Source organism: Aeromonas sp. 603607 (genome assembly GCF_049171595.1).
Taxonomy (GTDB): Bacteria; Pseudomonadota; Gammaproteobacteria; order Enterobacterales; family Aeromonadaceae; genus Aeromonas; species Aeromonas veronii.
This window is the reverse complement of sequence record NZ_JAAKOV010000009.1, coordinates 106,724-127,780: the sequence shown is the minus strand read 5'-3', so window position 1 is coordinate 127,780 and position 21,057 is coordinate 106,724. Positions and strand designations below refer to the sequence as shown.

The following is a 21,057-nucleotide window of genomic DNA, read 5'->3' as shown; positions in this document are numbered from 1 at the left end:
AGGGCTTGCCCGAGGCCGGCAGCCGCCTGTGGCAAGACCTCTCCTGACCTTTGTCGAACCCTTTGACGAGAAGATCTATGTACGAACTCAATCTGGATATCGCTCACTTCCTCGAGCACTACTGGCAGAAGCGCCCACTCCTTATCAAGGGCGGCTTCAAAGACTTTCAGGATCCCATCAGCCCGGACGAGCTGGCGGGTCTGGCCATGGAAGAGGTGGTAGAGTCCCGTCTGGTCACCCGTTTCGACGGCAAGTGGGATGCGGCCCACGGTCCCTTCGAATCCTATGACCATCTGGGCGAAGAGAACTGGACCATTCTGGTACAGGCATGCAACCACTGGGCCCCCGAGGTGAACGAGCTGGCGGTGCCGTTCCAGTTCATTCCGGGCTGGCGTTTTGACGATGTGATGGTGAGCTTCTCCACCCCTCACGCAGGTGTCGGCCCCCACATCGACAACTACGACGTCTTCATCACCCAGGGTATCGGCAAGCGTCACTGGCGGGTTGGCGATGCCAAGCCGCTCAACGAGTTTGCCGCCCACGCCGCCCTGCTGCACTGCGAGCCGTTCGAGGCGATCATCGACGTCATCATGGAGCCGGGCGACATACTCTACATTCCGCCCGGATTCCCCCATGAAGGCTACGCCATCGAGCCCTCCATGAACTTCTCGGTGGGCTTCCGCGCGCCGGATGCAAAGGCGCTTATCTCCTCCTTTGCCGATCACCTGATCGACAACGAGGTGCGTACCGAGCGTTACGGCGATGCCGACCTCAAGCCCCGTGCCCGTCACGGCGAGATCCAGCCCCACGAGCTGCACCGTCTGCGCGAGCTGATGCAACAGGCCCTCGATGACGAGACCCTGTTCAAGGAGTGGTTCGGCACCATGATCTCAGAGGCCAAACACGATCTGGACGTCAATCCGGTCGAGCCGGACTACAGCGCCGAGGAGGTAGCAGACCTGCTGACCCAGGGCGAGCCTGCCATCAAGGTGCCGGGCCTGCGCAGCGTCTGGTTCAGCGGCGAAAGCCAGCAGTGCTATATCGATGGCGAAGCCTGGACTCTGCAGAGCGAAGACGCGGCCGCCATTTCGCTCTTGTGTGACAAGGACATCATCACTCAGGCCGATATGGTGGAGCTGGCCGATCAGGCCGGTTTCCTGCAACTGCTGACCCGTCTGGTCAACCGCGGTTACTGGTTCTTCAACTGATCCGGCGGTAACCGAAGGATAAAAAGGCGCCTTATGGCGCCTTTTTTGTCACTCAGAGGCGGTTCAATTAACAATCGATGCGCGAAGCTGAACCCACTCTTGATGAACCGACAAGTGGTGATTTATTGAGCTAACATGGATGGGTATCATGCGTCCGTCCCTGTTCACAAGAGAAGCGCCACCATGCAGATCACCTCCCGGCCCATGCCGCTGCCCGATTACGGCAAATATCCCTCCTCTCCCACTGTCACACCCGAGCAGGTCAGTCAGGCCCGTAACGAAGCACTGACCAAGAAGGATGAATTGCAGGCACAGAGCGAAGAGAAAGCAACGGCTCGCAGAACCATGGCGGTCTCTTATACGGCTAACCAGCAAGATAAAGCCGTGGTGGAGCGCTACCTGGAGGCCAGCGGTCAGGAGACCGACAGCAAGTCGGGCCCGAGCACGGCTGAACTCTATCAGGCGGCCAATCGCTACCAGCGCCAGCAGAATCTGAGCGACTACATGCAATTCCAGCAGAGCCCGCTCGCCCAGCAGATGGGTAACATGGTGGGCGAAGATAATCGCAAGGGCACCCAGCTCGACATCATTGCCTGAGCCAATTTGCTCGAATAAGCCCGGCAGGGACTGATATAAACTGAAAAAGCCCTCGATGAGGGCTTTTTCGCTATGGCTTGTCGCTGCGACTTCTCGCTATAAATAGGACTCTTCTGCCTGCGCGTCCGGCAGCTCGTCGGGGAGTTCATCAAACAGGGGGTGATAGAGCACCTCACCCTGCACACCCGAAAAACCGCGCTCCTGCAGCTCCATCGCCATAAAGCAGTCGGCAGGTACCTCATAGATGCAGTGCAGGCCAAACTCGCTGGCCGGGCGGAAACCGAAACGGCTGTAATAGGCCGGATCCCCGAGTACCACCACCCCTTTCCAGTCCATCTCGAGCGCCGTATCAAGCCCTTCACGGATAAGATCCGAGCCAATCCCCTGGCCTTGCCAGTCGGGATGAACCGCGACCGGCGCCAGACCGAGCCAGGGCCCTTCCATGCCGTTAATGGTGATCGGGCTTAGCATCAGGTGCCCCATGAACTCGTACTCTTCCTCTTCGACCATGGTCACCACGGCAGCGCCACATTCGCGCAGGCGGTTGACCAGTTCGGCCTCATCGGAACGACCGAAGGCGGCACTCAGCAGCTCATAGACCGGCAGCATGTCACCGGGGCGCTCGGTTCTCAACATCAGGTATTACTCCTCGTACAGCAGAGCGGGCATTATTCCACACAACGGCTGGTCATTCTGAGTACCTTTGTCCAAAAATGGGAGGGTGCACTCAGGAAAACGAGCGGCAAACTGCTGCTGCAAGGCGGTTAGCGTAGCCGGGGTGACCCTGTTCATCGCCTCCCGGTAGGCAAACCAGAGGGCGGGAGCCTCCCGCGCCAACCGCTCAAAGGTCAGTTCTGGCGTTTGATACCAACAGCCATCCAGCTCATCGACCAGCTCCGGCAGCTCCACCAGCAGCCGTAACTGCTGATAGCGTATCTGCGGCGAGTCACCGTTGCCGCCCAGCGCCTGCGCCATCAATTGGTTGAACCAGTGGAGCCGTGATGCGCGCTCCTCGCGGCTAAGCAGCTCGGGCCCTTGACGCTGCAGTGCGGCCAGTTGCAGCAACCACGCCAGCCCCTGTTCATCCCTGTCTTTCAGCAAGACGCCGCCAAGATGGGACAACTGCTCCGGTTCGGCCTGCTCCAGCAGTTCGACGGGGTAACAGTGCACCTCCAGAGACCTCTCAAGATGCGGCGGGCAGCGAATAGAGCAGGACTCCTCCCCCGCGCCCCTCTCATCCACAAAGAGCGAGATGGCCAGCTTGCCGTTGGCACTCTGCCGATCCAACGTTACAGGATCCCACAGGATCACCACGGCGATCCGCTCATCAGCAAGCCAGCAGGCAATCTCCTCGGCCAAGGGATTGGGTAAGGAGGGGGCGCGATCCAGTCGCCAGTAACTCACATCACACGGCTGGCGACCACTGATATGGCGCCGCCCGCGATAGTGCATCCCCACTTTTGCCATCACCCGGCCGGAGGCTAAATTGTCTGGCATATGGCGAGCCGTCAGCGCAGGCAGTTGCAGTTGGTCAAAGGCGAACCCCTTGACCAAGCCAGCGGCCCGAGTAGCCAGACCGCGATTTTGCCAGGGCACGCCCACCCACCAGGCGAGCTCGCCATTCCAGTGCAGGGAGATCACCCCAAGCAACGCCGCACCTTGCTCCTCTGGCAAGGTGATGGCCCAGCTCCAGCCAAGACCAAGCGCCGCCTTGCGCCAGCTGAGCGCCAGCCAGTCGCGGGCCCCCTCCGGCGGATAGGGATGAGGAATATTAAGGGTGTAGCGGGCCAGCGCCTCGTCGTTGCAGTAGCGTACTATCTCGCGATCATCGGCGGCCTGCAGCGGTCGCAGCGCGACGCCTGATAGCGGATGATCCTCAACCAGGGTCGGCACCGTCACGCGGCGCGCCAGCAGGCGATTTAGCACGGCGCCCAAATCGGCCTCGGGGGTGAGCGGCAGATCGGCCCCCACAGGGCCAAGGGTGAGCAGTCCCTGCTCCCTGGCGAGGGTCAATAGGGAAGTAGAGGCGCTGATCAGGATCTGGCGGCTGGGATCAACATGAAAATCCACCAGCAGATCCCCATCGAGCCAGGCAGCCAGCAGGGCTCCCGGGCAGAACACCCCGTCTGGAGGGCTGCTCGCCCAGGGTGCATCGGTTTGATCGAGGGCGGCCGCCGCCTCTTTGCCCAGCAGCAGCTGCCAGCGATGACCTTGCTGCTGCCAGTGCAGCAACAGCGCAGCCCACTGCGGTTGCCACAGACTGGCCTCGATCAGCAGTTCCATCAGCTGGCCTGACAGGCCGCTGGCAGCGTCAGGTGACGGGGATGGGCTTCGATACGGGCGATCCAGCTACGGATAGCGGGCCACCCCTGCAGAGAGAAGATCCCCTCCTCTGCCACATGGGTGTAGGCATAAAGGGCGATATCGGCGATGGTCGGCGCATCACCGCACAGGTAGGGGCTCTGTTTCAGCTGCTGCTCCATTACCGCCAGCGCCTTCTCGCCACCGGCTTTCAGACCGTCGAGCCGCGCCTCCTGCGACTCGGGTCGGCCGAGATAGTGAACGATAAAGCGGGCCACCGCGATGTAGGGCTCATGGCTGTACTGCTCAAAGAACATCCATTTGAGCACCTCGGCCTGCTGGCGCGGCTCGGTTGGCCACAAGGTACTGCCTTGCCCCAGATAGAAGAGGATGGCGTTGGATTCCGCCAGCGTATCGCCCTGGCCAATCTCCAGCACCGGGATCTTGCCGTTGGGGTTCATGGCCAGAAATGCGGGGGTACGGGTATCCCCCGCCTGAATATCCACCTCAACCCACTCAAGGGGCAACTCCAGCCAGCGGGCCAGCAGCCACACCTTGTAGCAGTTGCCGGAACGCAGATCACCATACAGACGCATACACACTCCTTGTGAAAACAGATTTGAACAGCGCGATCAGGGAGCCAGACGCTCGATATGCCAGCCATCCCCTTCGCGGGTGTAGTAGAAGCGGTCGTGCAGTCGGTGCTCGCCCCCCTGCCAGAACTCCACTGTCTCGATCACTACCCGGAATCCGCCCCAGAAGCTCGGCAGCGGCACTTCGCCATTGGCAAACTTCTGCTTGAGCTCGAGGAACTTGGCCTCCAGCACGCCGCGGGCCGAGATGCGGGTCGACTGCTTGGAGACCCAGGCAGCGATCTGGCTATCCTTGGGACGGCTGTGGAAATACTTCATCACCTCGAAAGTGCTCATCTTCTCCACCCGACCGGTCACATGCACCTGACGGTCGAGCGTATGCCAGGGAAAGAGCAGGCTGATACGGGGATTGCCTTCCAGCTGCTGCGCCTTGCGGCTGCGCATGTTGGTGTAAAAAACCATCCCCTGGGCGTCGTAGTGCTTGAGCAGCACGGTGCGCTGCCAGGGCTGACCATCGGCATCCACCGTCGCTACCACCATGGCGGTAGGATCGGTCAGTTTGGCCTCACAAGCCTGCGCCAACCACTTCTCGAACAGCGCCAGCGGCTCGGCCGGCAGATCGGCCCGGTGCAGCCCGCCACGGGTATACTCACGGCGCAGATCAGCAACATCCATCATCTTGATTTTCCTTCAAATAAATAATGGTTCCACGACCATCAAGAGAGTGACGCAGGCATTGTGCTCCGCTCATCTGTCAGTGACAAGCCATAACACAGCGGGGAGGCAACTGCCTCCCCGCTGTGTTTACCTGCAAACTATTACCTCTGAATCGCCTCCGGCATGCACCTTTCCAGCATCTGTCGGTTATATCGGGTGGCATAGTCAATCCGCTGCTCAAACTCCGCCTCCTTGCCCATCTCAATCACATCGCCGAACCCTTTCAGATAACGGACTCCGCACCGGGTTCTCGCTTCTGCTTGCAATGACTCCACAACCCCCGGGGCCATGCCGCCGCGCCCGCCACGCACGATGAGCCGATAATCCTGAGCAGCAAGACTTTCATCTATTGCCTCGGTCAGTGATGCGGCCACAACAGGCGCTGCGCAGATATATAGAAACAGCAAACTGACGGCTAACCGTAATACCTGCGCCATCCGGCTGCCCCTCCCATCAGGAGGATCACGATAAGATTCACTGCACCACCACCACCGCCGCCACCCGCATTGTTGTCGGTAATGACAGTTGCACTTTCCGTAGTGGCAGACGCATTACCTCTTATCCCATTGATAGAGAAAAAAATATTATTGCTGCATGCCAGCTTCAGCCTGGCCGTGCTGGTCAACGGTGCAGGCAACACCACACTGGCCGAACCGTTATTGGCAAGCCCGCTTGCCAGCGTAGTCCAAGTAGAACCTCCATTCTGTGTCAGTGCCAAATCCACGCTGGGACAATTGATAGGAGGCTGATCGGTCCCGGCAACATTCCATGTCACTAGCTGAGTGCTACCCGCCATCATGGCGCCGATCTGCGGAGCAGTGATGGCAAATGCCGCGCCGGTATTGATCACCTGAACCACCATTTCATCACTGCTCACCGCCCCCTGACCATCACGTACGGTAAGGCGGAACTGGAGATTGCGATTGGTCGCAGGCCACGCCTCTCCTTTGGCCAAGACACCCGATATCAGAGAGCTCATGGCAGGCAAGGTTCGGCGGGGATCCGAAGTTGGCGAGACAAAGCGAAACAGCGGGCGTGACCCATCATCCACCATGGTGGCCAAACTGCTGGATGCGTTGCCCAGATCCACCTGCTCCCAGGTGTAACTCAAGGCATCTCCATCCAGATCCAGCGCGCTGCCGCCAAGGGTGAAAGGGGTATTGGCCGGGATCACGCGATCAACACCCGCATCCACGACCGGCGCATTATTGGCAAGTGCTAGGTCGGTGCCGCAGGAGGGTAAATAGGCCATCAAGGTACGCATCTGCTCGATCGACTTGCTGTGAAAGAAAGGTGCGCTGTTAACCTGCAGATTCTCCTCACCACAGATCCCGGCATAGGCCATGATCGTCGAGCCACTGCCCGGCTCCCAGGCTGAGCTAGCCTTGCGACCTGTCGCACAACTGTCGGCCATGCCATTGAAGGAGTGCTCGGCCCCCAGCTGGTGCCCCAATTCGTGAGCCACATAATCAATAAAGAATGCATCGCCGATAGGCTGTGACCCTCCGGTCATGCCCCGTGAACGGCTAAACGGGTTACAGAGGGATCTCAGGGTCGCCACCCCGCCGCCTGATGTCGCCAGCAGATGGCCCAAATCAAAGGATGGATTCAACAGCAAATCCTGTTGGACCTGATTGATGGCAATATCCTGAGTCGAGTTGGTGAAAGGATCCGTCGCCGGATCAGTGAAAATCACCTTGTCTGTATCGGCTGCAAGCTGAAACTCGGCCCCCACATCACGGCGATAGACTTCATTGACCCGATTAAGCAGTGTTGCAATAGCAGAGAGTGCAGCAACCTTGGTACCACCATGATACTGGGTATATTCTCCGGTTGCCGAGATGGCGATGGTATAGCGCTTGCGCAAATTGCCATCGACCAGCACAGCTCGCTCACGCTCGATACCATGAGGATCAATCACCTGATCCACATCCTGTCGCCGCCAGGCATCTTGCTGTTCATAAACGGCATAGGAGAAACCATTCTGAAGCGGATCGACATAAAAGGTACGCCCCTGATGGGTAAACATACCGTGAAAACCATGTATGGTGACATCAAATCGGCCTGTATCCGCCGCCCGATCGATAGCCTTCCCACTGTAAGTATTGATAGATGGATAACGCTGGGCCAAAGGCTCCGGGAGCAAGGCATTGGGATGAACATCAAACTGCACCGTAGTGCCATCCGGCAGTGGCAAAGTCAACACACTGGCGAGATGCCCGGGTTCAAAAGGCTTGTCAGGAACCACCACTCTGACCTTTTCAGCTCGCACATCATAGATCCCTCCCCTTTCCAAGTTTTCATCCATGAAGGTCCACTGTGGTTCTGCTGCAACCTGAACAGACAAACTGGTGATAATCACCGCAATGCCATGCTTCATAGAGCCTCCTTGCCCTACCTTGGTGACAACAAGTATGGTGCAGCGTCAATTGACGATCTGCGTGACAGACAGAAAAGAAAATTCGCACAAAACTTCTGTCACGCTGAGACATCGTGCTACACCCACGCTCCCCATCTCAGGCGATACAGACTGACCCCATTCAACAACGGAAAAAAGTGAAGGCGCCATTGGCGCCTTCACGGATAGATAGGAGGCTGAATATCCCCCCATTTGGATTGGTTCGTTGGCGTATTACTGCTTATCCGCGCCCGATGCTATCGGGCAATGAATCACCATGCGCCGGTTAAACTCGCTGGCGTAGGCACTCAGTTTGGCATGCGTTTCGTGCTGGCCGGGCCTGATGACATCACCCAGCCCATCAAGATAACGCACCCCACAGCGCCCCTTGGCCTCTGCCTGCTGCTCGGCTGCAATACCAGGGGCGAACTCTCCCCGCCCAGCTATCACTATCAGGCGGTAATCCTGCCTGGCGAGGTTTGCACTCAGCTCCTGTTCCAGGGTGCTGGCATCGGCCTGACAACCGCCGAGCATGGCAAGCAGCAACAGAGGGACTCCCTTCATATGCGCCTCCGTTGCCAGCCGAGCAGCGCCAGAGCGAGCGTCCACAATCCGATCGCCCCGCCCCCACTGCCGCCACCTGAAGTCGAGCCACCTTGCACCAGAGGCAATTTGAGGGGACTGATGGCAAAGAAGATATTGTCGCTGCATGCCACTTTCAGCCTGACGCTGCTGGTGAGATCGGCAGGCAACGTTACCGTTGCTGCGCCGTTATTGGGTTGTCCGGCGGCGAGCATTGTCCAGCTTACGCCCTCATCCTGGGTCACCGAGATGTCCACCTTGCTGCAACTGATAGGAGCCACCGTGGTGCCCGCCACATCCCATGCAATGGACTGACTGCCCCCCGGCGTGAGAGTGACCCCGGAAAGTGGGCTGGTGATGCGAAATGCTGTGCCGGTATTGACCACCTGCACCTTCATGTCATCGCTGGCAACGCCACCCTGACCATCTCGCACCGTCAGTCTGAAATTGAGATCCCGGTTGGTGGTCGGCCAGGCCTCTCCTTTGGCAAGCGTGCCGGAGAGCAGGGATGGCAAACTCGGCAGGATCCGCTCCGGCGATGCCGTGGGAGAGACAAAACGAAACAGCGGCCGGGAGCCATCGTCAACCATGGTGGCAATGCTGCTCGATTCGTTGCCCTTGTTGTCGATTTGCTCCCAATTGTAGAGCAGAGGATCACCGTCCAGGTCCGCTCCCGTCCCCTTCAGGGCAAATGGCGTATTGGCCGGGATCACATAATCGCTACCAGCGACAGCCTGCGGGGCATTATTGCTCAACGGGAGTGTGGTTCCGCAAGTCGATACTTTCGCCATGTGCGCACGCATCCGCTCGATGGACTTGCTATGAAAATAGGGGTCGCTGTGCGGCTGGATATTCTCCTCACCGCAGATGCCGGCATAGGCCATGATGGAGCTGCCACTGCCCGGCTCGAACGCCTGCTCGGCAACCCGGTTGCCCCCACCACAACTGCCCGTAGTACCGTTAAAGGTGTGATCGGCACCGAATTGGTGGCCAATCTCATGGGCCACATAGTCGATAAAGAAAGCATCCCCTACGGGGTCTGACGAACCCGTCATACCTGACGACTTGGCCCCGTAGGCGTAATAAGACGGCATGGCATCAACACATAACACACCCAACCCCGCCAAGCCTCCGCCACCGGTGTTGAGCACATGGCCGATATCAAATGCCCCCAAATCCCCATCAGCAAAGGCCTGCGCCTGCACATCGACGTTGCGATCCGCATCCGCATCGGTGTTATCAAAGGGATCACTGGCAGGATCGCTAAAGATCACACTGTCATTACCACTGGCCAGCACGAACTCGGCCCCCACGTCGCGCTGATAGACTTCGTTCACCCGGTTGAGCAGGGTAGTGATGGCCGCCAGGGCCAGCACCGTGGAGCCACCGTGATATCGGGTGTACTCACCGGCTGCCGAGATAGCGATGGTGTAACGCTTGCGGACATTGCCATCAACCTGCACTTTGCGCACCAGTTTGCTGACACCCGGCCCGATTACCTTGTCGGCATCCTCTTCCAGACGACTATGGGCATCCTTCTGGTAATAGACGGCATACCCTTCGGCATTGCGCAGCGGATCGACAAACACCATCTGGCCCTGATGGCTGAACATGGCGTGGAAACCCTGTGGCCCCAGATCGAAGCGCCCGGTATCGACCGGATGTGCCGGGTTGTGACCCTTGAAGGTACGGATCTGAGGATACTTAGCTGCAAGGTCTGCGGGCAGCACGTCGTAAGCCTCCAGAGCAAAGGTGACCTCCCCCCCATCGGGCAGCGGCAGGGTCAGCTCACTCGCCCCGGCTTGCAGTCCGGCAAAATAGTCAAGCGGCACCTTGGCGACCCGGAACTGATGGGCCCGCACCTCATAGCCCTCATCTGCTGTTGCTCTGGCGGCAACCGTGCCCCATTCGCTGGCCATCAGGCTGGCTGAGCCCAGCATGCTGGCCATCAGCAAGACCACCGTAGAGTATTTCGTCACATGCATTGTTTTTAGTCCTTGTATTAATGCAATCGCCTGAATTGCGGCCTGTACTTTATTTTTATTCGGCCACATCAATACAAAGCTGAAGCAACCCTTTCCACCATTCCCGAGTGGGAGTGTTGCGCCAACCCCGTCTAACCCCTATCATTGCGCGGATTTGTCAATTTTAGAACTGCCCCTCTTCACAAAGGTGCGGTTCATCTTTATCTGGCCAAGGTTAATCTCATGCTCAAATCCCCACTGTTGCCCCGTTTCGGGGATCTGGTCGTTGCCATTGTTGACGATGTGCTCGGTCAGGGTCTTACCCTCGACCGCGCCTATGCCCGTCACTTCTCCGGCATCGAACTCAAACCGCAAGAACAGGCAAGGATTGCCCTGGTCACCGGCGACCTGCTGCGCCGTCTCAGCCTCTATTGTTTCCTCACCGGTATTCAGGTGCGTCAGGCCGAAAAGAATGTCTGGCCGCTGCTGCACAGCTGGCACGCATTCCACAAAATTGCCCAGCCCAACCACCCGACCCTGGATCGCTTCAATGAAGAAGCATTCCGCCGCCGTCTGACCGAGGCGAAGAAGAACCCGGTATTGATGGATGGTTGCCCGAGCTGGCTGGAGAAACTGGGCAGCGAGCAACTGGGTGAAGCCTGGCCTGCCGAGCGTGCAGCCCTGGCCTGGATGCCCAAGCGCTACCTGCGGGTCAACACCCTCAAGTGCACCCGTGATGAGCTGCAAGCCATTCTGGCCAAAGAGCATGTCACCACCATTCCGGTTGAAGGTGTGGAGACTGCCCTGCAGGTCACCTCTGACGCAGCCCTGTTCCGTACCAAGGCCTTTGCCGATGGTTGCTTCGAACAGCAGGACGCTGGCTCCCAGCTGGTTGCTGCCGCTTTGGAAGTTGCCCCAGGCATGCGCGTTATCGACGCCTGCGCAGGTGCCGGTGGCAAGACCCTGCACATCGCCGCCATGATGCAGGGCAAAGGCCGTCTGCTGGCAATGGATGTGGAAGAGTGGAAGCTGGAGAACCTCAAGCAACGCGCTCGTCGCGCCGGTGCCCACAACGTGGAGACCCGGGTCATCACCAGCAGCAAGACCGTCAAGCGCCTCAAAGAGAGCGCCGACCGCGTACTGCTTGACGTGCCCTGTTCCGGTCTTGGCGTACTCAAGCGCAATCCGGATGCCAAGTGGCGTGATACCGCCGAGCGTCTGCCGGTGCTGGTCGCGCTGCAAGAAGAGATCCTGCAGCGTTACAGCCAGATGGTGAAAGTCGGCGGCCTGCTGGTCTATGCAACCTGCTCCATCCTGCCCGAGGAGAACCGCCAGCAGGTGGACAAGTTCCTCGCCGCCAACGAAAACTTCCGTCTGCGTGACGATCACACCGTGAGCCCGTCCGAGACCGGCTTCGACGGCTTCTACATGGCTCGTATCGAACGGATCGCCTGATCCAGAATGACCTGCTCCTTGCGCCCTTATCGCGCACGGCGGGTTCGATGAAAAAAGAGCGGCAGCCCTCGAGCTGCCGCTCTTTTTATTGATAAGGATCGCCGCGTCAGGACTCCAGCGCAGCAATCGCCTCTATCTCGATCTTCACATCCTTCGGTAACCGAGCCACTTCTACGCAGGAGCGAGCCGGATACATGGCATCGTGCTCGGTGAAGAAGTCGTTGTAGACCCGGTTGACCGCAGCAAAGTCGTTCAGATCCGAGACAAACACCGTGGTCTTGAAGATGTTTCGCACCTCGCCGCCTGCCGCCTCGACAATCGCCTGTACGTTTTGCAGGGAGCGCAGGGTCTGCGCTTCGATCCCCTCCGCAACGTCGCCGCTCACCGGGTCCAGCGGGATCTGACCGGAGGTGTAGAGGATGTTGCCAATCCGGGTGGCCTGCACATAGGGGCCGATGGCGCCCGGCGCCGCTTTGGTTGTGATAACCTGTCGCATCTGTTACTTCCTCGTGCTGACAAACAAAAAGTAGGCCCGGAGCAAGCCTGCTCACCCCGGGCATGAGAGTTACATCATGTTGGTGAAAGTTCTGGAGATGACGTCCTGCTGCTGCTCGCGGGTCAGGGCGTTGAAGCGCACCGCATAGCCGGAGACCCGGATGGTCAGGCTGGGGTACTTGTCCGGATTGTCGATGGCATCCAGCAGCATCTCGCGGTTCATCACGTTGACGTTGAGGTGCTGCCCCCCTTCCACATCCCGCTCGTGATGGAAGTAGCCATCCATCAGCCCCACCAGATTGTTCTCGCGATTGGCGGGTTCCTTGCCGAGCGCCCCCGGCACGATGGAGAAGGTGTAGGAGATCCCGTCCTTGGCGTATTTGAACGGCAGCTTGGCCACCGAGGCGAGCGAAGCAACCGCCCCCTTGCGATCCCGACCGTGCATCGGGTTGGCCCCCGGGGCAAACGGGGCACCGGCGCGGCGGCCATCCGGGGTGTTGCCGGTCTTCTGGCCATAGACCACGTTGGAGGTGATGGTCAGGATCGACTGGGTCGGTACCGCATTGCGGTAGGTCGGCAGCGCCTGGATCTTCTTCATGAAGCGCTCGACCAGATCGCAGGCAATGGAGTCGGCCCGCTCGTCGTTGTTGCCGTACTGGGGATACTCCCCCTCAATCACGAAATCGACCGCCAGCCCGTCAGCATCGCGCACCGGCTTGACCCGGGCGTACTTGATGGCCGCCAGCGAATCGACCGCCACCGACAGACCGGCAATGCCGCAGGCCATGGTGCGATAGACGTCGCGATCGTGCAGCGCCATCAGCGAGGCCTCATAGCTGTACTTGTCGTGCATGTAGTGGATCAGGTTCAACGCGCTGATGTACTGCACCGCCAGCCAATCCATAAAGCTGTCGAGGCTGGCCATGACGGTCTCGTAATCCAGCACCTCGTCCATGATGGGCGCCACTTTCGGACCAACCTGGATCTTCAGCTTCTCGTCCACGCCGCCGTTGATGCAATAGAGCAGGGTCTTGGCCAGGTTGGCGCGTGCACCGAAGAACTGCATCTGCTTGCCGATCACCATGGGGCTCACGCAGCAGGCGATGGCGTAGTCATCGCTCTCGAAGTCGGTGCGCATCAGGTCATCGTTCTCATACTGCAGGGATGAGGTATCGATGGAGACGCGGGCGGCATAGGTCTTGAAGGCCCGCGGCAATCCTTCCGCCCAGAGGATGGTGAGGTTGGGCTCGGGCGCCGGCCCCATGGTCTTGAGGGTGTGGAGGTAGCGGAAGGAGTTCCTGGTCACCAGGGTGCGACCATCCAGCCCCATGCCGCCGATCACCTCGGTGGCCCAGATGGGATCGCCGGAGAAGAGGGAGTCAAACTCGGGAGTACGCAGGAAGCGCACCATGCGGATCTTCATGATGAAGTGATCGACCAGCTCCTGGGCATCCTGCTCGTTGATAAGCCCCGCCTTCAGATCCCGCTCGATATAGATGTCGAGGAAGGTAGCGGTACGACCGAGGGACATGGCCCCACCATTTTGCGACTTCACCGCCGCCAGATAAGCAAAGTAGAGCCACTGCACCGCCTGCTGGGCAGTGCGTGCCGGCCCGGAGATGTCAAAGCCATAGCTGGCCGCCATCTGCTTGATCTGCACCAGTGCCCGCTTGTGCTCGGCCAGCTCCTCGCGCTGGCGGATCACCTGCTCCAGCTGCTCTCCCCGCTCGAGAGCCGGTTGCAGATCGGCAAACTGCAGCTCCCGTTCACGGATTAGATAATCTATGCCATAGAGCGCCACCCGACGATAATCTCCGATAATGCGACCACGGCCGTAACCATCCGGCAAACCGGTCAATACCCCTGATTTTCGGCAGCGCAACATCTCGGGAGAGTAGACGTCGAACACCCCCTGATTGTGGGTTTTACGCAATTCGCTGAAGGTATATTCAAAATCGGGATCCATCTCCCGGCCATACGCTTCAAACGAGCTGCGGATCATATTTACTCCGCCAAACGGGTGCAGAGCTCTTTTAAGGGGCTTGTCGGTTTGCAGGCCAACGATTTTTTCCAGCCCCTGCTCGATATAACCCGGCCCATGGGCGGTGATTGTGGTGGCAATATTGGTATCAAAATCGACCGGTGCGTGGGTGGCATTCTCAATGCAGATCCCCTCCATCACCTTGTTCCACAAAGTGGTGGTCGCTTCTGTGGCATCCGCTAAAAACTGCTCGTCACCTTCATAGGGGGTGTAGTTCTGCTGGATAAAATCACGGACGTTGATCTCGTGCTTCCAGTTTTCACCGGCAAACCCTTGCCATGCCTGACGGAATTTATCCTGATCCAATTGCATATCAACTTTCATCAAATAAACCTCATTCACTACTCATGACACTACAGTGGAAGATGTCAGACGCACTCGGCCTGACGAACCAGCTGCCCCAGACGAATGGCATCCAGTGCGATCATTTTCTCTTCATTGGTGGGAATAACCGCCGCCAGCACCATGGACTCTGCCGCCGAAATCACCCGGCAACCCTCGCTATTGGGACGCTGGTTAAACGGCTCGCTGATCGCTACGCCAAATACCTGAAGCCGCTCGCATACCAGCTTTCTTATAAATGCCGAGTTCTCGCCAATACCGCCGCTGAAAATAACGGCATCCAGCCGGCGCAATGAGGTTGCATGGCCGCCGATATGGCGGGCAATACGATGGACAAAAGCGTGAATGGCCAATTTTGCCCCGGGATGTCCTCCGTGATAGGCCGCTTCCAATACCCGCATATCGGAGGAGAGCCCCGAAATACCCAGCAGGCCGGACTGCTTGTTCAATACCCGCTCGATATCCTCGATGGATTGTCCGGTCTTGCTGGCGATATAGGCCAGCGCGCCAAAATCGATATCGCCGCTGCGGCTGCCCATGATCAGCCCCTCCAGCGGCGTCATCCCCATCGAGGTATCGACGCTCTTGCCATCCTGTACTGCGCAAACAGAGGCGCCATTACCCAGATGAGCAATGACCAGACCGGCATCGTGGCCATTCAACCCAAGGAAGGAGACCGCCTGCTCGGCGACATAGCGATGGGAGGTGCCATGGAAGCCATAGCGGCGCACGCCATAATCCTGCAGATATTGGTAAGGCAGCCCATAGATATAGGCTTCCGGCTTCAGGGTCTGGTGAAAACCGGTATCAAATACCGCAATTTGGGGTTGTGTGGGAAATAGCTGACGAGCCGCCATCACACCACTCAAATTGGCGTGATTGTGCAGGGGAGCCAAGGGTGACACCTGCTTTATTTTGGCCAATACATGTTCATCAATGATCACGGCTTCGCTAAATTCACTGCCACCATGAGCAATTCGATGACCCACCAGTGCAATGGCATCCAGCAGATCCCGTTTTTTCAATTCCGCCGCGATGGCAGCCAATGCACAGGTGTGGTTATTTTCAGCTAATGACATTGCGGGCTCTTTACCCACTTGCAATTGGGGATGGGCCGTCTCAATACCATCCGCCATACCGGATATCACCACCTCGCAGGTTTTACTATCCAGTACCGAGAATTTGACCGACGAAGAGCCGCAATTGATAACCAGAACCAACGAATCAAACTTCATTACATCGCCTCGATATTTATGCTGTCGAGTCACTGCTGTCAGAACATATTTACCACTGTGTTTAGTGGCCAAATAACGGATAGCCTTGCCCTCGGCCCAAATAATTGGGCCAACCAAGAACCGGTTATTGCGCGCTTCTGACTACGCCATGCAGACCCCGCCAAGGGGATCTGAATGGCTGATGACTTGCAGAAAAGGTTTTCAGAACAGCTTGGAAACAATATTCAGGATGGTCAGCACACCTATGATGGTGACAAACAGGTTGCTGGCCTGACCTTTATATTTTGCCAGTGCCGGTGTCTTGTTGACGGCATACATCGGCAGCAGACAGAGCAGGGAAGCGATGATCGGCGCCCCCATTGCCTCAATCAGGTCGAGGATGTTGGGGTTCACATAAGCGACCAGCCAGGTGGAGCCCATGATGAACAACATACTGACCATATTGAGTTTTTTACTGGAAACCTTGCTCTTGTCGCCCTGGTAGCCAAAGCGGAGGATAAGGCCGTTCAACCCTTCCAGCGTCCCCAGATAGTGGCCGAAGAAGGATTTGAAGATAGCAACCAGCGCGATAATGGACGCCGCATACTCCAGAGTGGTGGCAAACGCAGACTTGCTGCCCGTCATCGAGGAGAAGTGGTTGGCCAGATAGGAGAGCACCGGAATATTCTGGGCCTTGGCTTCCGCCATATTTTGCGGCGACAGGGTAAACAGGCAGCTGAAGGCAAAGAACATCACCACGGCCACCATCAGCATGCTGGCACCGGAGATAATCTTCGAGCAGCGCTTCTCGGTAAAATCACGACCGAACTCCTGCTCATACTCTTCCCGCTTGGAGACGATGAAAGAGGAGACAATCGGCGAGAAGTTGAAGGAGAAAACCATGATGGAGATCCCCAGCCAGACGGTGACCAGAATACCATCGTGACCGAACATGGATATCTCGCTAAGGTTGACCTGATCAAAGACGGCACTATTCCAGTACGGAACGAGGGAGAGAGAGATGACCACCAGGCTGGCGATGAAAGGAAATACCAGATAGCTCATTACGCGAACCATCAGATCCTTACCAAAATAGATCACAAATGCCATCAATAGCAGCAGCCCAAGGGCGACAACACCCCGATTAAGCGGCGCCATTTGCAGTTGATGCTCCCAGAATGCCATAAAGGTATTGGTGATCGTCACACCATATATCCACAGCAGTGGGCAGATGGCAAAGAAATAGAGGAAGGTAATCACTACCCCACCCATTTTGCCAAAATGTTCTTCAACGGTCTCGGTAATATTTGCCGATGGATTGCTGCCAGAAAGACATAATCTGGCCAACGCCCTGTGGCAATAAAATGCAATAGGGTAAGCCAGCACCAACATGATTAATATAGGTATCAGGCCACCATATCCGGCCCGAATAGGGAAAAATAGAACACCTGCACCGATCGCTGTACCAAACAGACCTAATCCCCATGTGGTATCCGATTTACGCCATGCACGTGTATTCTCTTTACTGCCGGTGATAACACTGTCTAATATCATGACTGCATTCCTTACAGGCTAAATTGACGAATATTGTTCTGTTCGATAATTTCGGTGATCCGGGTCAGGTCAATATTGCCACCAGAAATAATGCTGACGGTTTTTTTGCCTTCGACATAATGTTTGAGTTTGCCGCTCAGCAGCGCTGCCGAGGCCAGAGCTCCCGCCCCTTCGGTAATCACCTTGTTGCGCTGAATAAGGTCAACCATGCTGTGACGAATATCATCCTCGGTGACCAGTACAATATCATCCACCAATTGTTTGACGATTTCGAAGGTCAGGGTGCCGGGTCTTGCCACGTCACAGCCATCGGCCAGCGTACTGCTGGTTCTGTGATTGGTAATGGTGCCTGCGTAGTATGAAGCCGCCATGCCGTGGACATTCTCCGACTGCACGCCAATCACCCGGATAGTCGGGTTGATGGATTTGATGGCCATGGCGACACCGGCAATCAGACCACCACCGCCAATCGGCACTATGATGTTATCGACATCATACAAATCTTCGATAATTTCCAGGCCGATGGTTCCCTGGCCGGCAATCACTTTTGCATCGTCAAAGGGGGGGATAAATACGCGGCCTTCCATCTCCACGATTTCGCTGACTTTGGCAATGGTGTCATTGAAACTATTGCCATGCAGAATAACTTCTGCCGAATAATCGCTGGTTGCAGCAATTTTTGATTTGGGTGCGCAGCAAGGCATGACCACCTTGGCATCAATTCCCAGCATGGCACTGGACAAAGATACCCCCTGCGCGTGATTACCGGCAGAGCAGGCGACAACACCTTTTTGACGATCCTCCAGACTTAATGAACTGAGTTTGTTGAAGGCACCGCGAATTTTAAAAGAGCCTGTACGTTGCATGTTTTCAAGCTTGAGGTAAACCTCGCCATGGCAACGTTCGCTGATGTAGTTAGAGGGTAATTGCGCGGTCTTGTATATATGGTTGGTCAGTCTTTTTTGGGCTTCGGTAATATCATGAAGACCAATGGGCAGATTGCTATACATCTTCATCGCAAATCTCTTTTTATTTATTAATTTGTAGGGTTTTATTTCACTGGGCGAAGCGATACTAGGTTCTATCACTTGCAATTAATGTGAGCATAAACACAAAAAAATCTACAAAGAGACTGCGTTACGGTGAAATTATCAAAAAATGTGATGGCAGCAACACTTGAATCCAAAATGATTAAAAAAAGTAATCGCAGATTGGGAAATCAATATGGTTAACAACTCCAAAACAAAGCGGCAGAGATTAGATTTTTCAGGGCGAACGCGTTGCTTTTTGCAACCGACAATCAGTTGCTTGCCTGCCAGAACCGGGATAATAAAAAAGGAGCCGATGTGGCTCCCTATCGACAACACAGGACCGATTACTCGGCTGCTGCATCATCTTTCTTGTACTTGGCAGCAGTCTCTTTGATCAGAGCCTGCAACTCGCCAGCCTGGAACATCTCGATCATGATGTCACAGCCACCGATCAGCTCACCTTCAACCCACAGTTGCGGGAAGGTCGGCCAGTTGGCGAATTTTGGCAATTCGGCGCGGATATCCGGATTCTGCAGGATATCAACGTAGGCAAACGGCTCGCCGCAGGACATCAGAGCCTGGGAGGCCTGGGCAGAGAAGCCACAGCTGGGTAGCTTGGGGGAGCCCTTCATGTAGATGATGATGGGGTTGTCAGCCAGCTGCTGCTTAATCTTTTCAATAGTTTCCATAGGTGCCTCACTAGAGCGATTTCGGCGGCCATTCTACTGCAATCTTGCCCGAGCACAAACTGACAAAGGGGTGACCCGGCTCGAATTGTGCAAAGAACCCACACAGGATTGATCGCGATCATGGCGCCAATCAAGAGTTGTTAGGCCATCTTTGATACTGCTACAATCCCTTGGCTTTGGGCTACCCAGCCCCATCATTTTAAAAACAACTCTTTTCACATATAGAAAAGAGTACGCAATGTCTTGCAACCGTCGCCTTCGCACGGTCCAGCCAATGGAGAGTAGAAAATGGCATTCGAACTTCCCGCTCTGCCCTATGCAATCAACGCTCTGGAACCGCACATCTCCCAGGAAACTCTGGAATATCACCACGGCAAGCACCACAACACCTACGTGGTCAACCTGAACAATCTGGTGCCGGGTACCGAGTTTGAAGGCAAGTCTCTGGAAGAGATCATCAAGACCTCCAACGGCGGCATCTTCAACAACGCCGCCCAGATCTGGAACCACACCTTCTACTGGCACTGCCTCTCCCCGAATGGCGGTGGCGAGCCGACTGGCGCCCTGGCTGATGCTATCAACAAGGCATTCGGCTCCTTCGCCGAGTTCAAAGATGCCTTCACCAAATCAGCCATCGGCAACTTCGGTTCCAGCTGGACTTGGCTGGTGAAAAAAGCTGACGGCTCTCTGGCTATCGTCAACACCTCCAACGCTGGCTGCCCGCTGACTGAAGCCGGTACCACCCCGCTGCTGACCGTTGACCTGTGGGAGCACGCCTACTACATCGACTTCCGCAACCTGCGTCCGAAGTACATGGAAACCTTCTGGGCTCTGGTTAACTGGGAATTCGTGGCCAAGAACTTGGCTGCCTAATCAGCCTCGCTTGCCAAAACGCCCCGCACTGCGGGGCGTTTTTTTATATCTAGATGGCTGCGTAAATGAAAGAGGCGCCCGCAGGCGCCTTTTACATATCGAGATAGCCAGTTTACTGGTCCAGCTCGTCCATGTATTCATCCAGATTGGCATCGTCGGCCTGCTCTTGCTGAGACGCTTTCAGCTCGGTCTGCTTGCCCGTCACCTTGCCCTGGTTATATTGCAGGTAGAAGTCCTTGGTTAGCGCATAGGGGTCGAGGGAGTTGTCGATGATCCGCTCCTGATCGATCAGCTTGGCGCGATTGCCCAAGCCATCCAGAACCCAATGAGTAACCCTTAACGGGATAGTCAGCAAGGCATAGGGGAAGTAGATGGTGTCAATGGTGTCACCAACCAGCTCCCGAGTGGTGGTCGGACCGTAAACAGGCACCATGATGTAGGCACCATTACCGATATCGGCCCTGCCCAGCACTGTGTCCATCTCCAGCTTGTTGCGCTCGAGGCCGGCATGTTTGGCCACATCGAAGATACCCAACAGACCGACGGTGGTGTTGAGGGTAAAGCGCCCCAGGTTGGTCCCTGCCCCCTTCAAATCACCGGTGATCAGATGGTTCACCATGCTGCTTGGCTCATCAAAGTTGGCAACAAAGTTGGCAATGCCATCCTTCACCCCCACCGGAATATAGCGAGCGTAAGCATGTACCACAGGACGTGCTACATAGGGCTCCAGCACATCATAGTTGACCGCCCACATGGCCCGGTTGGCCCCCTGGAAGGGATCGCGCGGATCGGCCGCCGTACTGGTTGCGCCCGGATTATTCATGCCGGGATTGAGATCCAGACTCTCTGGGCCAGGCTTGGGTGGACCACCGGCACAGCCAGCCAGCAAGAGGGCTGCCAGTATGGCCCCTGAACGAAGATACATATGATTGTCCTGACGTTTTATTTTGATTTATCAGAAGTATAGATAACCCGGCCCCTATCCAGGAGCCGGGTTATCCAA

19 protein-coding genes are annotated in these 21,057 nt (G+C 56.8%); 4 read left to right on the top strand and 15 right to left on the bottom strand.

The window, feature by feature from the left end:
- The first annotated feature begins 77 nt into the window (after positions 1-77).
- Both G5315_RS10665 and G5315_RS10660 read left to right on the top strand, forming a co-directional pair.
- The gene (locus G5315_RS10665) at positions 78-1,208 is read left to right on the top strand and encodes a cupin domain-containing protein (RefSeq protein ID WP_042031527.1); all 1,131 of its coding nucleotides are present in this window, start codon (positions 78-80) and stop codon (positions 1,206-1,208) included.
- A gap of 183 nt (positions 1,209-1,391) precedes the next feature.
- A complete protein-coding gene (locus G5315_RS10660) occupies positions 1,392-1,805 on the top strand; it encodes a hypothetical protein (protein WP_421252428.1) in 414 nt (137 codons plus the stop codon).
- Positions 1,806-1,901: 96 nt separating this feature from the next.
- On the opposite strand, the gene G5315_RS10655 is transcribed toward G5315_RS10660, so the two are convergent.
- The 8 genes from G5315_RS10655 to G5315_RS10620 form a co-directional block, all read right to left on the bottom strand.
- Positions 1,902-2,441 carry a GNAT family N-acetyltransferase gene (locus G5315_RS10655; protein ID WP_421252429.1) on the bottom strand — a complete coding sequence of 180 codons (540 nt, stop codon included), beginning with the start codon at positions 2,439-2,441 and terminating at the stop codon, positions 1,902-1,904.
- Positions 2,442-2,447: 6 nt separating this feature from the next.
- On the bottom strand, positions 2,448-4,088 hold the full coding sequence (locus G5315_RS10650; protein ID WP_323912677.1) for a GNAT family N-acetyltransferase: 1,641 nt from the start codon (positions 4,086-4,088) through the stop codon (positions 2,448-2,450).
- Complete coding sequence (locus G5315_RS10645; RefSeq protein WP_323912678.1) at positions 4,088-4,702, bottom strand: glutathione S-transferase family protein; 615 nt, start codon at positions 4,700-4,702, stop codon at positions 4,088-4,090. The genes G5315_RS10650 and G5315_RS10645 overlap by 1 nt, the downstream gene beginning before the upstream one ends.
- 36 nt (positions 4,703-4,738) lie before the next feature.
- Complete coding sequence (pdxH, locus tag G5315_RS10640; protein WP_421333004.1) at positions 4,739-5,377, bottom strand: pyridoxamine 5'-phosphate oxidase; 639 nt, start codon at positions 5,375-5,377, stop codon at positions 4,739-4,741.
- 140 nt (positions 5,378-5,517) lie between these two features.
- Positions 5,518-5,853, bottom strand: a complete 336-nt coding sequence (locus tag G5315_RS10635) for a hypothetical protein (protein ID WP_323912681.1) — start codon at positions 5,851-5,853, stop codon at positions 5,518-5,520.
- Complete coding sequence (locus G5315_RS10630) at positions 5,832-7,796, bottom strand: reprolysin-like metallopeptidase (protein WP_421333003.1); 1,965 nt, start codon at positions 7,794-7,796, stop codon at positions 5,832-5,834. The genes G5315_RS10635 and G5315_RS10630 overlap by 22 nt, the downstream gene beginning before the upstream one ends.
- A 252-nt stretch (positions 7,797-8,048) precedes the next feature.
- Positions 8,049-8,378: a hypothetical protein gene (locus tag G5315_RS10625; RefSeq protein ID WP_421333002.1), complete on the bottom strand. Its 330-nt coding sequence runs from the start codon at positions 8,376-8,378 to the stop codon at positions 8,049-8,051.
- Positions 8,375-10,381 (bottom strand): reprolysin-like metallopeptidase, encoded by a 2,007-nt coding sequence (locus G5315_RS10620; protein WP_421333001.1) that lies wholly within the window; start codon positions 10,379-10,381, stop codon positions 8,375-8,377. The genes G5315_RS10625 and G5315_RS10620 overlap by 4 nt, the downstream gene beginning before the upstream one ends.
- A gap of 222 nt (positions 10,382-10,603) precedes the next feature.
- Here G5315_RS10620 and G5315_RS10615 point away from each other — a divergent pair, with 222 nt between their 5' ends.
- Complete coding sequence (locus G5315_RS10615; protein ID WP_064340937.1) at positions 10,604-11,815, top strand: RsmB/NOP family class I SAM-dependent RNA methyltransferase; 1,212 nt, start codon at positions 10,604-10,606, stop codon at positions 11,813-11,815.
- Between the two features lie 106 nt (positions 11,816-11,921).
- On the opposite strand, the gene G5315_RS10610 is transcribed toward G5315_RS10615, so the two are convergent.
- The 6 genes from G5315_RS10610 to G5315_RS10585 all read right to left on the bottom strand — a co-directional run bounded on the left by G5315_RS10610 (position 11,922) and on the right by G5315_RS10585 (position 19,181).
- Positions 11,922-12,311, bottom strand: a complete 390-nt coding sequence (locus tag G5315_RS10610; protein ID WP_227341070.1) for a RidA family protein — start codon at positions 12,309-12,311, stop codon at positions 11,922-11,924.
- Between the two features lie 69 nt (positions 12,312-12,380).
- Positions 12,381-14,675: a formate C-acetyltransferase gene (gene pflB / locus G5315_RS10605; RefSeq protein ID WP_227341071.1), complete on the bottom strand. Its 2,295-nt coding sequence runs from the start codon at positions 14,673-14,675 to the stop codon at positions 12,381-12,383.
- Positions 14,676-14,719: 44 nt separating this feature from the next.
- A complete protein-coding gene (gene tdcD, locus G5315_RS10600; protein WP_421333000.1) occupies positions 14,720-15,928 on the bottom strand; it encodes a propionate kinase in 1,209 nt (402 codons plus the stop codon).
- A gap of 201 nt (positions 15,929-16,129) precedes the next feature.
- Positions 16,130-17,461 (bottom strand): threonine/serine transporter TdcC, encoded by a 1,332-nt coding sequence (tdcC, locus tag G5315_RS10595; protein WP_227341073.1) that lies wholly within the window; start codon positions 17,459-17,461, stop codon positions 16,130-16,132.
- 11 nt (positions 17,462-17,472) lie between these two features.
- On the bottom strand, positions 17,473-18,477 hold the full coding sequence (gene tdcB, locus G5315_RS10590) for a bifunctional threonine ammonia-lyase/L-serine ammonia-lyase TdcB (protein WP_227341074.1): 1,005 nt from the start codon (positions 18,475-18,477) through the stop codon (positions 17,473-17,475).
- Positions 18,478-18,836: 359 nt separating this feature from the next.
- Positions 18,837-19,181, bottom strand: a complete 345-nt coding sequence (locus G5315_RS10585) for a Grx4 family monothiol glutaredoxin (protein ID WP_005353650.1) — start codon at positions 19,179-19,181, stop codon at positions 18,837-18,839.
- Between the two features lie 288 nt (positions 19,182-19,469).
- Between G5315_RS10585 and sodB the strand changes: the two genes are divergently transcribed.
- Positions 19,470-20,054: a superoxide dismutase [Fe] gene (sodB, locus tag G5315_RS10580; RefSeq protein ID WP_005334664.1), complete on the top strand. Its 585-nt coding sequence runs from the start codon at positions 19,470-19,472 to the stop codon at positions 20,052-20,054.
- A gap of 112 nt (positions 20,055-20,166) precedes the next feature.
- Here sodB and G5315_RS10575 read toward each other — a convergent pair whose 3' ends face one another.
- Entirely contained in the window at positions 20,167-20,979 is an 813-nt protein-coding gene (locus G5315_RS10575) for an MlaA family lipoprotein (protein WP_021229893.1), read from the bottom strand.
- Between the last annotated feature and the right edge of the window lie 78 nt (positions 20,980-21,057).

What these genes read in the sequence shown, in the direction of transcription:
- G5315_RS10665 (WP_042031527.1), top strand. Translation starts at nt 78, where the DNA reads ATGTACGAACTCAATCTGGATATCGCTCACTTCCTCGAGCACTACTGG.
- G5315_RS10660 (WP_421252428.1), top strand. Translation starts at nt 1,392, where the DNA reads ATGCAGATCACCTCCCGGCCCATGCCGCTGCCCGATTACGGCAAATAT.
- G5315_RS10655 (WP_421252429.1), bottom strand. Translation starts at nt 2,441, where the DNA reads ATGTTGAGAACCGAGCGCCCCGGTGACATGCTGCCGGTCTATGAGCTG.
- G5315_RS10650 (WP_323912677.1), bottom strand. Translation starts at nt 4,088, where the DNA reads ATGGAACTGCTGATCGAGGCCAGTCTGTGGCAACCGCAGTGGGCTGCG.
- G5315_RS10645 (WP_323912678.1), bottom strand. Translation starts at nt 4,702, where the DNA reads ATGCGTCTGTATGGTGATCTGCGTTCCGGCAACTGCTACAAGGTGTGG.
- pdxH (WP_421333004.1), bottom strand. Translation starts at nt 5,377, where the DNA reads ATGATGGATGTTGCTGATCTGCGCCGTGAGTATACCCGTGGCGGGCTG.
- G5315_RS10635 (WP_323912681.1), bottom strand. Translation starts at nt 5,853, where the DNA reads ATGGCGCAGGTATTACGGTTAGCCGTCAGTTTGCTGTTTCTATATATC.
- G5315_RS10630 (WP_421333003.1), bottom strand. Translation starts at nt 7,796, where the DNA reads ATGAAGCATGGCATTGCGGTGATTATCACCAGTTTGTCTGTTCAGGTT.
- G5315_RS10625 (WP_421333002.1), bottom strand. Translation starts at nt 8,378, where the DNA reads ATGAAGGGAGTCCCTCTGTTGCTGCTTGCCATGCTCGGCGGTTGTCAG.
- G5315_RS10620 (WP_421333001.1), bottom strand. Translation starts at nt 10,381, where the DNA reads ATGCATGTGACGAAATACTCTACGGTGGTCTTGCTGATGGCCAGCATG.
- G5315_RS10615 (WP_064340937.1), top strand. Translation starts at nt 10,604, where the DNA reads ATGCTCAAATCCCCACTGTTGCCCCGTTTCGGGGATCTGGTCGTTGCC.
- G5315_RS10610 (WP_227341070.1), bottom strand. Translation starts at nt 12,311, where the DNA reads ATGCGACAGGTTATCACAACCAAAGCGGCGCCGGGCGCCATCGGCCCC.
- pflB (WP_227341071.1), bottom strand. Translation starts at nt 14,675, where the DNA reads ATGAAAGTTGATATGCAATTGGATCAGGATAAATTCCGTCAGGCATGG.
- tdcD (WP_421333000.1), bottom strand. Translation starts at nt 15,928, where the DNA reads ATGAAGTTTGATTCGTTGGTTCTGGTTATCAATTGCGGCTCTTCGTCG.
- tdcC (WP_227341073.1), bottom strand. Translation starts at nt 17,461, where the DNA reads ATGATATTAGACAGTGTTATCACCGGCAGTAAAGAGAATACACGTGCA.
- tdcB (WP_227341074.1), bottom strand. Translation starts at nt 18,477, where the DNA reads ATGAAGATGTATAGCAATCTGCCCATTGGTCTTCATGATATTACCGAA.
- G5315_RS10585 (WP_005353650.1), bottom strand. Translation starts at nt 19,181, where the DNA reads ATGGAAACTATTGAAAAGATTAAGCAGCAGCTGGCTGACAACCCCATC.
- sodB (WP_005334664.1), top strand. Translation starts at nt 19,470, where the DNA reads ATGGCATTCGAACTTCCCGCTCTGCCCTATGCAATCAACGCTCTGGAA.
- G5315_RS10575 (WP_021229893.1), bottom strand. Translation starts at nt 20,979, where the DNA reads ATGTATCTTCGTTCAGGGGCCATACTGGCAGCCCTCTTGCTGGCTGGC.